This is a genomic window from Gallicola sp. Sow4_E12 (assembly GCF_052116305.1).
Classification (GTDB): domain Bacteria; phylum Bacillota; class Clostridia; order Tissierellales; family Peptoniphilaceae; genus JBQKLI01.
Genome location: NZ_JBQKLI010000021.1, coordinates 22279 through 34411 on the forward strand (window position 1 = coordinate 22279; position 12133 = coordinate 34411).

Consider the following 12133-nt stretch of genomic DNA (forward strand, 5'->3'; position numbering starts at 1 on the left):
CGTTTGCAACGAAAAGCCTTTCGTTGCAAATACGCTGCAACGTAAAACTTCATTTATATTTTATTTTATTTTATTCCTATGACCTTAAAAACATCTATTTCAAGCCCTTCTTTCGCTGCACTTTTCGTTGCAACGCAAAAGCTTTCGTTTCATTTGCGTTGCAGCGAAAAAACTCCCCTGGGTTTTTCAACATTTTCCAGAGGAGTTTTTTAATTTATGGTCGAAGTCCGCTTCCGCCTTGAAGGCTGATCGTTTCTCCTGTGATATAGTGTCCGTCGCTTGCTAAGAAGACAATTGTTTTTCCGATATCTTCTTTTGGATCGGCGAATCGTTTCATAGGAACGGCTTGGATCGTTTTTTCATAGAGTTCCGGATATTCTTCTTTCCACGCTTCAAGGCTTTCAGTCATGGCTAGAGGACAGATTACATTTACGTTAATTCCGAACTCTCCCCATTCTGTAGCAGCCACTCGGGAAAGTCCTCGGATCCCTTCTTTCGCAGCGACATAGGAAGACTGTCCGTCTTTTCCTGAAATTCCCGCACCAGATGCAAATTTGATCACTGTTCCTTTGCTTTCTTTTAAATATGGAAAGGCTTCTTTCATAAGGAAGAAGGTACTATAAAGACCAGAGTTTATCGCAAGATCAAAATCTTCCTTGCTGTGTTCGATAAGCTTAAGTCCTGATTTCGAAGCTTGGGCATTGTTTACAATAAGGTTGATTTTCCCGAACTTCGAGATGGTTTCTTCCACAATTTTTTTCGCTGTTTCTTCTTTTGCTCCATCGCCTGCTACATAGAAAAGTTCCTGATCGTATTTCTCTTTAATCTTTTCTTGAGCCTTCTTAAGCGTCTCCTCTGTTCTTCCAGTGATCACTACTTGGGCCCCTTCTTCTACTAAAGCCTGAACAATACCGAAACCGATTCCTTTTCCTCCGCCAGTTACGATAGCCGTTTTATCCTTTAATCTCATAATCTCCTCCTTAAAATATCTTTTATATAATATACCCCCTTAAAAAGAGAAAGAATGCTACTCCTTCCCCTTTTTAAATCTTATTTATTTTTTAGTTTTATCATTCGAAGAAGCTCCCAGCCCAGCTCCTAAAGCTACACCAATCCCTATTCCTATAGGTAGATTGTCCATCAGAAGCCCAATAACCACTCCGATACAAATTCCTATCGCCATTCCTGATCCATTAAAATCAAACTTTTTATCTTTATTCATAAGCTCACCTCCTCGGTTGTAAATCAACATACCTATCCACCGTAAGGTTGCCGACTGTTCCTAAGAAAATTTTAAGCAAAGCGAAAGAATTAACCTCCCTTACTGCCTTTTCCCTAACCCCTACAGTCTCTCTCTTTCTTTATTTATTACCCTTTTATACAGATATAAAAAAGAGCCCTAAGGACTCTTTTTTTAAGCATTCACGTTGTTATTGCTTTTCATTTCGTTTTTAAAAACTCATATCCACTCATTACCTTTTTTTACAAAATCCACTATACTTGTATCTTCTTATAGATTGTAATAGCAGTCTCCCTCGCTAGAAAAGCAATAACTACGATTAATACAATTAGTGTATAGATAGTCTATTACCATCTATTCTTCAAACAAAAGCGACTCCTATATCAATACCTCTTATGCTGCAAAGCAGCCCTAAGAAAATTTTTGAGCAAAGTTTTTTATCCTACTGCCTACTTCCTAGCTCCTACTCTCTCTTTTCCCTAGGTCGCAAAGCGATCCTGCCTGGGCTGCCTCAGCAATCCTGCCTGGGTGCCATAGGCGGCCCGCCTGGCCGACGCAGGTGTGCCGCCTATCCCTTCTATACAAGAAGAGGATTTTTCTTCTCTACTCCCTTTAAAAGCTTCACTGCTACGATAAAGGTGATTCCTTCTGTTAAAGGCATTGTCCACCAGATTGTCTCGAAGCCGAATAGAGGCGGCAATAATAACAGAAAGATGGAGCAAAGGATAAAACCTCTTAAAAGGGATATGACCATGGATTTCGAGGTTTCAAGCATTGCCTGAAGGAAATAGCTAGCGACTACATTGATTCCCATGAGCAAAAAGGATATGCCGTATATTCGTAGAATAATAGGTCCTGCCTGGAGTACTTCGGTTGTTGCATCCATATAGGCAGAAAGGACTGCCGTTGGAAATGCAACGATCACTACAGTAAAGAGTAAACCCATCGCTGCAGAAGTAAACATAGCAAGGTGAAGCGTTTCCTTTACACGGTCTTTCTCTCCTGCTCCCGCATTTATGGAAACGATGGGCTGAATAGCCTGTCCAACTCCATAAAACAAGGACTGAAAAATCATAGCCACACTGGCTACGGTTCCGAACACTGCCAGTTCCACAGCCCCGGCATAACGCATGATTTGTTTATTGAAAAGGATCACTGCCACTCCGAAGGAAATATCGATAATAAAAGGAGCAAATCCTACGGATAGAATCCTTGGCAGATAGCTTCTGATGTTCGTTATTTTCACAAGTCTTAGCTGGCATCGTTCTTGGAAAAAATAGCTTAAAAGAATGGAGAAGCCTAAGAACTGCCCCATTGCTGTAGCAAGTCCTGCCCCTTCGATTCCCATATCCAACCCGAAGACAAAGAAAAGATCTCCGAGGATATTGAAGATTCCGCCGCTCATATTCGCAATCATAGTAAGCTTAGGAGCTCCGTCGTTTCGGATAAAGGCGATTAACACCTGTCCGATTAGAAAGAGAGGCAAGGAAGGTATCAGCCATTTTGTATAAGCCATAGCATAAGGAAGAACCTCTTCGTCCGCTCCGCAAAACATTAGAAATTCTTCTCGAAATATTACAAAAAGAATCGTAATAACGAGCGCTACCCCTACAGCCAAAGCGAGAGACAGCGCAAAATATCCATCTCCTCGTTCTTTCCTTCCTGCACCCCGGTCGTTTCCCATCATAATCGCCCCGCCGATGCCGAACAAGAGTCCGATACTAAATATCAACGTCCAAAGAGGCATGATTACGGACAAGGCGGCGGATCCCATAGGCCCTTCGTATTGTCCAGAAACGATCGTATCCACTGTAGCGTAAATAGATGAAATAATAGAACTGCCGAATGCAGTAAACAAATATTTCGCATAAAGTGTGTTTAGATTGTCTTTTAGTAAATTCATAATCATACCTCTTTTTGTCTTTTAAATCACAATATTTTTCATAGCAAGATCATTCTATCACGATAATCAAACTCCCACAACACCCTGAAGAGAGAATAAACAGCAACACCATATCTGCTGCCTAATAGTCCTCTGAGGATAGATTCTCTGTATTTCCCATGAAGTATTCTTCCTATATCAATCCATCAAAAAAAGAGCCCTTTCGAGCTCTTTTTCTATTACTTATTTTTATCTTTTTTCTTCATGGTGACTCCCAAGGCTGCACCTATAGCTCCTCCAATGCCAACACCTATTCCTGTACCCATAGCCATATTATTCATTGCTACTCCTATTCCTGCCCCAATCGCTATTCCTAATGGAAATCCTATCGCAAACCCTATAGGGTTGAAATCTGTTTTATTATCTTTTTTCATAATATCTTCTTTTCTCTTAGTTCTTTTGTATAATTATACCCAAATATTGTTCTTCTACTTTTATATATGTACGGGGAAGATTTACAACTCTGGTATATAATACTGTTCTCTGTTCATTGAAAAAGCAGAGCCTTTTTAATGCGGCTCTGCTTTTTCATTCCTTATATTCCTCTACAGTACTATATATTTATAGATGAAAAAGAGACAGTCTTTCATCTCATACACTCTTCTTATACCTCATTTAAGACTTCTAGTTTTTCTAGCAGAGCTTGATTTAGTTTTGCATATCTCGGGTCGGAGCGTTCTCTTACTCTCGGGATATTAACAGGGATATCTGCTTCAATTTTCCCATGATCTTTGCTCATCATAATAATACGGTCTGCTAAATAGATCGCTTCGTCTACACTATGAGTAACAAAAATAATCGTCTTTTTATGATTTTCCCAGATCCTTAAAAGTTCTTTCTGAAGCTGAATCCTTGTATGGGCGTCCAACGCACCAAATGGCTCATCCATCAATACAACTTCCGGATCATTCGCTAAAGATCTAGCAATAGCAACTCTTTGCTGCATACCTCCAGATAACTGATGAGGATAGGACTTCCGAAATTTTGTTAGTCCAATGATATCTAAATATTCATCAATAACTAATTTCTGCTTTTCTTTAGGAACTCCCTGGAATTTTAAACCTAAAGCGATATTATCCTCCACATTCTGCCAAGGCATAAGGGAATAGTTTTGAAAGACCATGCCAATATCTTTGGTTGGTGCACAAAGAGGATGATCTTTAAAGAAGATCGTTCCTTTTGTAGGTGTATCGAGTCCAGCTAGCATTCTTAACAATGTAGACTTTCCGCAGCCGGACGGTCCTACTAAACAAACAAATTCATTTTCTTCTATTGTTATATTAGCCTCTTCAATTACCCTAAGTTCATTACCATCGACCTCAAAGGATTTTTTAACACCAGCAATCCTATAGATATTTTTATCCATTGAATACCTCACTTTACATTTCTCTGCCATGAAAAATATTTGTCTGCTATTACTCGGAATATCGCATCAAATCCCGCTCCTATAAAACCTATACATATAATTCCAACTATAACCAAATCCATTCTGGACAACTCATAGGCATGAGTGATTAAATATCCTAGTCCTGCCATACTTCCTGGAAGCATTTCGGCTGCCACAAGGCATGCCCATGCCGCTGTTAGTCCTGAGCGAAGTCCATTGAAGATATTCGGTCCTGCTGCTGGCATCAATACATGGAAAAAAATATCCTTTTGATCTGCCCCAAGCACCTTTGCACTTTCAATATAGGCCGTTCTGACGTTCGCAACACCGAACATTGTATTTCCCCATATCGGAAAAAAGGCTCCTAATACAATTAAAAAAATCATAGAAAGCTTAAAATTATCTACAATAGCAAAATTAGCACCATATTCCATGCCCAGTACAGTAGCTAAACTGCTTATCCCAAACCATCCTAACACTAATGGACGCCATGCAATAGCAGGAACAGGTTTAAAAAGCGATAGAAAATTTTCAAAAAGATACCGGATAGAGTCAAAATATCCCATTAAAAGACCTAATGGAATTCCAATAAGGATCGCTAAAATATAGCCTATAAACACACGGATCAAACTATATAATATATTTTTAGGAATACTTCCTATTCCGATTACATCAGCGAAAGGCTGTAAAAAATGCTTGCCGATGGTTGTAACAGAAGGAAGTACAGCTTCATTTCCAATTCTCCTAGAGATCAACTCCCAAAATATCAAGAATAAAATTGGTAGGATGATAGAACTAAGCTTTCGTAAATAGTTACTTTTCTTCGTTTTCATCTTAAAAAGGGCTTTCTTTAACGAAAGCCCTCAACCTCCTTTATTCTATTATTCAGCAGGATTAATTTTTTCTACATAGGTAAAATCAAATACTTCTTTTAATACGTCATCAAAGTTTCGATCTTTTAAACGCCCTGTAAATTTATCCATTTCAGACATAGCTTCATAATATGTTTTCATACCATTTATAAACTGATCATTTACTTTAGTAGAATAAGTTGTATCGTTCTCCATTAAAACTTCTTTTTCTAATCCAAAGAATTCTGTTAGAGCTTCTGCTGTATCTTCTCTGTTATTTTGTGCATAATCATGAATATCGGTAGTTGCCTGTACTAAAGCTTCTACTACCTCAGGATATTTTTCTTTCACATCATTTCGAATATTCATAGTACAACATGGGAAATCCACCCATTTACCTTCTGGTAGCTGATCTAATGTAGCTATTATTTTACCAATTCCTTGTGCTTCAGCATTTTGAGGATTAGGTACAGGACCAGCCCATAATTCTACTTGCCCTGAGCTCATAGAAGGTATTAAATTGCTAAGACCTTTTAAGTCTGACATAACTACATCCGCTTCATGGTCGGCAGTATCTTCTGTAACCTTTACTCCTTGATCTCTTAACGCATATTCTAATACAATTCTTGGACTGCTGATAGGCGAATGATAACCGGCAGTAATTGGCTTTTCTGTTTCTTTGGCATGATCGCATAATTCTTCAAATGTATTATAAGGAGCATCTTTTTCAGCAACAATCGCAACTCCTCCACTTTGTACTGGACAAAGGATACTGCAGTCAAGCCCAGAGTCATAAGCAGTCATATACGCAGTGCTTGATCCATATGCCATATCCATATGCCCCTGAGTCATCATTGTTACAGATTCTGAAGCTCCTTTTACTAATGTGAAATTAATACGTGCGATCGTTTTTCCATCTTTGATTAATTCGAGCTGCTGATCATTTACCGGTTTCAAGTGAATATTATTCTTTTCAAAAAGTTCTGGTTTTAAAAATGCAAGATGCATATTACCAGTATGTAATTCATTGTTCCATCCTACTGTTAGCTCTGGAATTTCTGCATTTTCTTCTGTAGCAGTCTCTTCTGCAGTAGGCTTCGCTTCTTCCGCTGTGCCCCCACATGCCGTAACTGTAAACATCATCAGCATAAGCAAGAGTATAAGATTCCATTTTTTCTTTTTCATCTTTCTTTCCTCCTAAAATAATATGTTTTATTATTTCCACTGTATTTAATATTTATACATTGAACGTTCGTTTATAGCAAGATGTTTATTATTGCTTTTCCTATAGTTCTGATGTGATATAACACCGATATTAACCCTAGAAACAGAAATTTATCAACATAGTATATTCTAATAAAACAAAACTTCCTTATGAAGGAATATCCCTTATCCTAAATTATATGCAAAATTTTTACATTGATTTATTTATTGTATATTTCGCGTTGTTCTAAATATATACTCAGAGCAAGAGTCAAATAAGTAATAAAAATTTGAATTTGGAAGGAGTTTTATTAAATGGAAGAAAAAATTATACAGTACGTCCAGATATCTGACAAAATAGTCCGGAATCCACATCCATGACGGCTCAAGGAAAATTTACTTCCTGAATGATTATGAGAAAAAATAGGCATACCGTTCTCTCACCCTATAAACTTTATCCCAGTTCATATAACTGAATACATGACCCTTACCAGTGAGTACGACAAATATCAAGCTCCTAATACAGAACTAATCGGACTTTCTATCGTCTCTCTATATCCTTGTTAGCTTGGCTTCAAAGTTACATTAATTTTTTCATATACTTAAAAACCATAATTATATTTCTATCCTTATATAGAATGTAACTCTATATATTTCAAGCTTCTTTTTCCTTGAAGTACTATCTATATTATGTTTATTTACTTTCTTGCCAGTTTGATAATATTATTATACTTACCAAAATCTTAATAAGAGGTTTTCACTTTCTTGATTTATTGATATATTTCACTAGCCTCAAATTTTATGATATAAAAAAGACGGCTTCCGCCGTCTTTTTAAACTTATTAAATTCTTCTTATTGCAAAGCTACAAGAAGCGCCTGCATAAAGGCTGGAAGATCTTCCGGTTTTCTGGAAGTGATAAATCCTTTATCTACAACAACTTCTTCGTCTACCCAGTTTGCTCCTGCATTTATCATATCGTCTTTAATTGTCGGAGTGGATGTCATCTTTACTCCGTCTATCACATTCGCTGAAGCCCCTACCCAACCTGCATGGCAGATCATAGCGATAGGTTTTCCTGCATCTTTAAATTCTTTTGTTAAACGAAGGGCATCTTCGCTGGTTCTGATTTTATCCGGTGCATAACCTCCCGGTATAATCAGTGCATCGTAGTCCTCTGTTTTCGCATCGGAGAATGCAAGATTTGCTTCGTTTTCAAATCCATTTTTGCTTTTGTACTTTCCTTTTTCAGGGCCGGCAACATCTACCTCGTAGCCTGCTTCCTGCACTCTATAAAATGGATATATAAACTCTCTATCGTCAAATACATCTGCTGTAAAAATTAATATCTTTTTCATGAAATCTCCTTTCGGTTCTCTCTTGATCTGATTTTGCCTTCAGTATTTATTTTACCCAAGAAAAATAATTTTAAAAATTAAATCCTTATATTCTACTATTCTTACATATAAAAAAGCAGGGAAACCTGCCTTTTTAAAGTTTTATTTCATCAATTTTTGCTGCCAATATAAAATCATTTAAATGAAGACCTTTGATCTTTGCTGTATAAAGCTGAATCTTTACCCTTCCCCAGGATAGATGGATGTTTGGATGATGACCTTCTTCTTCTGCGATGGCGCCAACCTTGTTTGTAAAATCAAGAGCCTCGGCGAAATCTTTGAATTTGAAGGCTTTTTCGATTTTCTTGTCGTCGATATTTTCCCATCCTTCTACTTCTTTTAAATGTTCTTCAATCTCTCCATGCTTTAAAGGATCTGCTCCTTCGCTGCAGGGTACACATTTTTCTTCTGAAAGTTTTGTCATCTTAATCCCTCCTTTAAAATCATTCATACCCTTTTCCAAAGAACTTATCGATAAAAGATCTTCTTTATTATCTTTGTTTTATAAGTTTAAGTAAATTTCTTAACAGTTTTAATTTATCTATCCAAATATCTTTCTTATTATTTCCCTTAAACTATCATTGGAGTATAATGAAAACAGATATATCGTTAACAAACAATGCCTGTTTCGAACAGAAAGGAGCAACAAATGAAAGCAATAATGTCGGTTATCGGGCAGAACCACCCTGGGATCGTCGCCTGTGTATCAAAAGAACTGGCGGAGTTTAATATCAATATCGTTGATATTTCTCAAACCCTTATGGACAAGTATTTCACTATGATACTACTAGTGGAAGCGGAGGATATGAAAATTTCCGAGATCCAAAAGAAAATGACGGAAGTGGGAAAAGAACAGCATATCGAAATCCGCATCCAAGCTGCTGAAACCTTCGATGCAATGCATCTGATATAGGAGGAACTTATGATAGGCCGAGAAAAAATACTTGAAACCATACGCATGTTTGAAGAAGAAAATCTGGATATCCGAACGATTACTATGGGGATCTCTCTACTGGATTGTATCGACAGCGACGGAGAAAAATGCCGAGAGAAAATCTACAACAAAATTGTTGACAATGCGGGAGGACTTGTACAAGCTGCTGCACAAATCGAAGAAGAATACGGCATCCCTATTACCAATAAAAGAGTTTCTGTCACACCCATATCCCTCATCGCAGGAGCCTCTGGAGAAAAAGATCTGGTTCCCTTTGCGAAAACACTAGACAAAGCTGCAAAAGAAATCGGCATCGACTTTATCGGCGGTTTTTCTGCACTTGTTGAAAAGGGATTTACACAAAGCGACCTTAACCTGATCCGTTCCATCCCAAAAGCTTTGGCTCAAACAGAACGAGTCTGCTCCAGTGTGAATGTAGGCTCTACAAAGGCCGGCATCAACATGAACGCTGTAAAAGTTATGGGAGAAATCATCCGAGAAACTGCCGAAGAAACAGCGGATGCCCATGGATTCGGCTGTGGGAAACTGGTTGTTTTTGCCAACAGTGTCGGAGACAATCCTTTTATGGCTGGAGCTTATCATGGTATCGGCGAGCATGATGTGGTTATTCATGTGGGGATCTCAGGACCTGGCGTTGTAAAAAGAGCCATCGAAAAAGTAAAGGGCGAACCTTTGGATATTGTAGCGGACACGATTAAGAAAGCTGCTTTTATGATCACACGCATGGGCCAGCTTGTAGGAAACCTTGCATCGAAAAAACTTGATGTACCCTTCGGCATCGTGGATCTAAGCCTTGCCCCTACACCTGCCATCGGAGATTCTGTAGGAGAAATCCTAGAAGAATTTGGACTCGGTGTTGTGGGAACCCATGGTACTACAGCAGCCCTTGCCGTCTTAAACGACGCAGTGAAAAAAGGAGGCGCCATGGCCTGCAGCCATATCGGCGGACTATCCGGCTCCTTTATTCCTGTATCTGAAGACCATCGTATGATTGATGCGGCTGAAAAAGGACAGATTACCTTAGACAAACTAGAAGCCATGACTGCGATCTGCTCTGTAGGACTGGATATGATCGCCATCCCTGGAGATACTCCCGCTGCTACGATTTCTGCCATCATCGCAGACGAAGCCGCTATCGGTGTACAAAATCATAAAACAACTGCCGTAAGAATTATACCGGCTATCGGGCTGAAACAAGGAGAAAGCGTAGAATTCGGAGGACTTTTAGGCTCTGCACCTGTTATGCCTGTTCACAAAGAAAGCTCCGAAGACTTCATCAAAAGAGGCGGAAGAATCCCCGCTCCCATCCATAGTTTTAAGAATTAAAAAAAGAAATCCTGCTTGCGGGATTTCTTTTTTATAGCCTTTGGATGACAAAGGAAAATATGGGTTTAGCGGAGTTTTTCAACCTCAACTCCCCTCTCCCCTCTTTCACACTTCCACACTTCTTTCAGTCGGTGTGGATTTCTTGAAATAATTTTCGGAAATGGAACTTTTAAAACTATTCTTCCCCTTCCCCCGCCATCGCACAAAGGATCATTCCGACAATAATCAGCACAAGGCCTATAATCCCTATCGCCCGAGGAGCCGGATCTTTTAAAACCAATACTCCGATTAAGAAAGTGAAGATAACTTCGCCGCATTGTGTCGCTTCGATAACGCCCAGCTGAACAGGATTTTTCTTTACAAGATCCGTTGCTTGGAAGAACAAAACGGTGGCTATCACTCCTGAGAAAAGAGCTACGAAGAAGGACTGTGTCAGCTGTCCTAGGGAAGGAAGTCCTGCTTGACTCCAAGCAACGAGGGATACGATCAGCCAAAAGGGCATACTCATTACCGTCATTCCAAAAACTCTTTGTATTGTCGTCAGTTCTTCTCCGACTTTTTCCATCATCTTTCTATTTCCTAAAGGATAAGAAAAGGCAGCTATCAGTATGGATAAAAGAGCCATTATGGAACCTGCTATCCTGACTGTCGTTGCGTTTTCTATCTGAAGAAGAAAAACACCAACGATAATCAGAACCGAAAAGAAAAGAGGCTTTTTCGGCAAGGGCATTCCAAAAAGTGGGGTCAAGAGCATCCCGCAGACAATCGTCAGCTGCCATAATGCAGCTACGAGCCAAGATTCCCCGAATACAGAGGCCAAAGTTACAAAGAAATAAAAGAATCCGAATCCTATTGTGCTATATAGAAGCCAAAACACCGGATCTTTTTTTATGGAAGCATACACAGCTCCCGTCTGCTTTTTCGGTGCCAGCATAAGCACCAGCATCGGCAGCATAAAGATATATCTCAAAGAAGCACTCCATAAAAAATGACCTCCCGACAGATTCATGCTTCTATTTAAGATAAAGGTAAAGGCAAAGAAAAAAGAGGCAACAACCCCTAATAATAATGGTTTTTTCATGAATTCTACTCCTCATTCTAAAATTGATAAAAAATCCTCAACCATAGTATCATATTCTAAAGAAAAAAGAGAAACAGAATATCTGTTTCTCTTTTAATCCTTTACTTTGTTCTAATGTCCAGCTCTCCCATTTCTACAAGAGCATTCAGAAAATTGTCGAATTCTGCCTGATTTTCTTTGAGCTCCATTTTCTCTCCATTCAATAACAAACTTCCCATCTCTGTTTCTGAACGAATTCCAATTTCATCTTTCCTTTGATTTAAATCAACACGGATACTTCCCCTTTCCACGGTCAGATTATTCATTCCCAGCATATTACTGTTGCTGATAATCGCTTCTCCCATTTTTACAGTAATATCAGAGTTTTTTATCTCGCTGCCGCTGATGTCCATTTTACCCATCTCAACGATTACATTAAGCTTGTCCATAACTGAATTTTTGATTTCAGATTGTCCGGCGCCAATATTATTTGTCAGCTCTTTGATTCGGCTTCCGCTGATATTCACAGCCCCAGCGTCTGTATCCAAAACAGCGCTGTTAAACTCTCCATCCTTAATATTTACAATCCCCATATCTTGATTGATTTTGATGTTTTTGTCCTTCGGCATTTTAATATTCAGCACGAGATAAGAAGCTCTTCCTTTTTTTGTAGATGAATTGTCAATTCAAATGCAACACCTAATGTGAGCTACTAAAAAGGACTTCCTTAGGTGTTTTGAATTCTATGCATTTTCTTGGTCTGCCATTTAGTT

General features: G+C 38.7%; 13 protein-coding genes. 2 read left to right on the forward strand and 11 right to left on the reverse strand.

Features of this window, described 5'->3' with window-relative positions:
* Nucleotides 1-214: 214 nt before the first annotated feature.
* The 9 genes from ACTQ46_RS09850 to ACTQ46_RS09890 form a co-directional block, all read right to left on the reverse strand.
* Nucleotides 215-970, reverse strand: coding sequence for an SDR family NAD(P)-dependent oxidoreductase (locus tag ACTQ46_RS09850; RefSeq protein ID WP_441749448.1), 756 nt, complete (start codon nucleotides 968-970; stop codon nucleotides 215-217).
* An 84-nt stretch (nucleotides 971-1054) separates the two neighbouring features.
* On the reverse strand, nucleotides 1055-1222 hold the full coding sequence (locus tag ACTQ46_RS09855; RefSeq protein WP_441749450.1) for a hypothetical protein: 168 nt from the start codon (nucleotides 1220-1222) through the stop codon (nucleotides 1055-1057).
* Nucleotides 1223-1817: 595 nt separating this feature from the next.
* The gene (locus ACTQ46_RS09860) at nucleotides 1818-3143 is read right to left on the reverse strand and encodes an MATE family efflux transporter (protein ID WP_441749452.1); all 1326 of its coding nucleotides are present in this window, start codon (nucleotides 3141-3143) and stop codon (nucleotides 1818-1820) included.
* Between the two features lie 218 nt (nucleotides 3144-3361).
* The gene (locus ACTQ46_RS09865; protein ID WP_441749454.1) at nucleotides 3362-3556 is read right to left on the reverse strand and encodes a hypothetical protein; all 195 of its coding nucleotides are present in this window, start codon (nucleotides 3554-3556) and stop codon (nucleotides 3362-3364) included.
* Nucleotides 3557-3786: 230 nt separating this feature from the next.
* Nucleotides 3787-4548 carry an ABC transporter ATP-binding protein gene (locus ACTQ46_RS09870; RefSeq protein WP_441749456.1) on the reverse strand — a complete coding sequence of 254 codons (762 nt, stop codon included), beginning with the start codon at nucleotides 4546-4548 and terminating at the stop codon, nucleotides 3787-3789.
* Nucleotides 4549-4556: 8 nt separating this feature from the next.
* The gene (locus ACTQ46_RS09875; RefSeq protein WP_441749457.1) at nucleotides 4557-5402 is read right to left on the reverse strand and encodes an ABC transporter permease; all 846 of its coding nucleotides are present in this window, start codon (nucleotides 5400-5402) and stop codon (nucleotides 4557-4559) included.
* A gap of 48 nt (nucleotides 5403-5450) precedes the next feature.
* Nucleotides 5451-6605: an ABC transporter substrate-binding protein gene (locus ACTQ46_RS09880; protein ID WP_441749459.1), complete on the reverse strand. Its 1155-nt coding sequence runs from the start codon at nucleotides 6603-6605 to the stop codon at nucleotides 5451-5453.
* 871 nt (nucleotides 6606-7476) lie between these two features.
* Entirely contained in the window at nucleotides 7477-7980 is a 504-nt protein-coding gene (locus ACTQ46_RS09885) for a type 1 glutamine amidotransferase domain-containing protein (protein ID WP_441749461.1), read from the reverse strand.
* Between the two features lie 133 nt (nucleotides 7981-8113).
* Nucleotides 8114-8443 carry a 4a-hydroxytetrahydrobiopterin dehydratase gene (locus tag ACTQ46_RS09890; RefSeq protein WP_441749463.1) on the reverse strand — a complete coding sequence of 110 codons (330 nt, stop codon included), beginning with the start codon at nucleotides 8441-8443 and terminating at the stop codon, nucleotides 8114-8116.
* Nucleotides 8444-8668: 225 nt separating this feature from the next.
* On the opposite strand from ACTQ46_RS09890, the gene ACTQ46_RS09895 reads away from it, so the two are divergent.
* A complete protein-coding gene (locus ACTQ46_RS09895) occupies nucleotides 8669-8932 on the forward strand; it encodes an ACT domain-containing protein (RefSeq protein WP_441749465.1) in 264 nt (87 codons plus the stop codon).
* A gap of 12 nt (nucleotides 8933-8944) precedes the next feature.
* Complete coding sequence (locus tag ACTQ46_RS09900; protein WP_441749471.1) at nucleotides 8945-10300, forward strand: PFL family protein; 1356 nt, start codon at nucleotides 8945-8947, stop codon at nucleotides 10298-10300.
* Between the two features lie 175 nt (nucleotides 10301-10475).
* Here the strand turns inward: ACTQ46_RS09900 and ACTQ46_RS09905 are convergent, their stop codons facing one another.
* The gene (locus tag ACTQ46_RS09905) at nucleotides 10476-11381 is read right to left on the reverse strand and encodes a DMT family transporter (protein ID WP_441749467.1); all 906 of its coding nucleotides are present in this window, start codon (nucleotides 11379-11381) and stop codon (nucleotides 10476-10478) included.
* 101 nt (nucleotides 11382-11482) lie between these two features.
* A complete protein-coding gene (locus tag ACTQ46_RS09910; protein ID WP_441749469.1) occupies nucleotides 11483-12004 on the reverse strand; it encodes a DUF4097 family beta strand repeat-containing protein in 522 nt (173 codons plus the stop codon).
* Nucleotides 12005-12133: the final 129 nt, after the last annotated feature.

What these genes read in the sequence shown, in the direction of transcription:
- ACTQ46_RS09880 (WP_441749459.1), bottom strand. Translation starts at nt 6,605, where the DNA reads ATGAAAAAGAAAAAATGGAATCTTATACTCTTGCTTATGCTGATGATG.
- ACTQ46_RS09850 (WP_441749448.1), bottom strand. Translation starts at nt 970, where the DNA reads ATGAGATTAAAGGATAAAACGGCTATCGTAACTGGCGGAGGAAAAGGA.
- ACTQ46_RS09865 (WP_441749454.1), bottom strand. Translation starts at nt 3,556, where the DNA reads ATGAAAAAAGATAATAAAACAGATTTCAACCCTATAGGGTTTGCGATA.
- ACTQ46_RS09855 (WP_441749450.1), bottom strand. Translation starts at nt 1,222, where the DNA reads ATGAATAAAGATAAAAAGTTTGATTTTAATGGATCAGGAATGGCGATA.
- ACTQ46_RS09905 (WP_441749467.1), bottom strand. Translation starts at nt 11,381, where the DNA reads ATGAAAAAACCATTATTATTAGGGGTTGTTGCCTCTTTTTTCTTTGCC.
- ACTQ46_RS09870 (WP_441749456.1), bottom strand. Translation starts at nt 4,548, where the DNA reads ATGGATAAAAATATCTATAGGATTGCTGGTGTTAAAAAATCCTTTGAG.
- ACTQ46_RS09890 (WP_441749463.1), bottom strand. Translation starts at nt 8,443, where the DNA reads ATGACAAAACTTTCAGAAGAAAAATGTGTACCCTGCAGCGAAGGAGCA.
- ACTQ46_RS09895 (WP_441749465.1), top strand. Translation starts at nt 8,669, where the DNA reads ATGAAAGCAATAATGTCGGTTATCGGGCAGAACCACCCTGGGATCGTC.
- ACTQ46_RS09885 (WP_441749461.1), bottom strand. Translation starts at nt 7,980, where the DNA reads ATGAAAAAGATATTAATTTTTACAGCAGATGTATTTGACGATAGAGAG.
- ACTQ46_RS09860 (WP_441749452.1), bottom strand. Translation starts at nt 3,143, where the DNA reads ATGAATTTACTAAAAGACAATCTAAACACACTTTATGCGAAATATTTG.
- ACTQ46_RS09875 (WP_441749457.1), bottom strand. Translation starts at nt 5,402, where the DNA reads ATGAAAACGAAGAAAAGTAACTATTTACGAAAGCTTAGTTCTATCATC.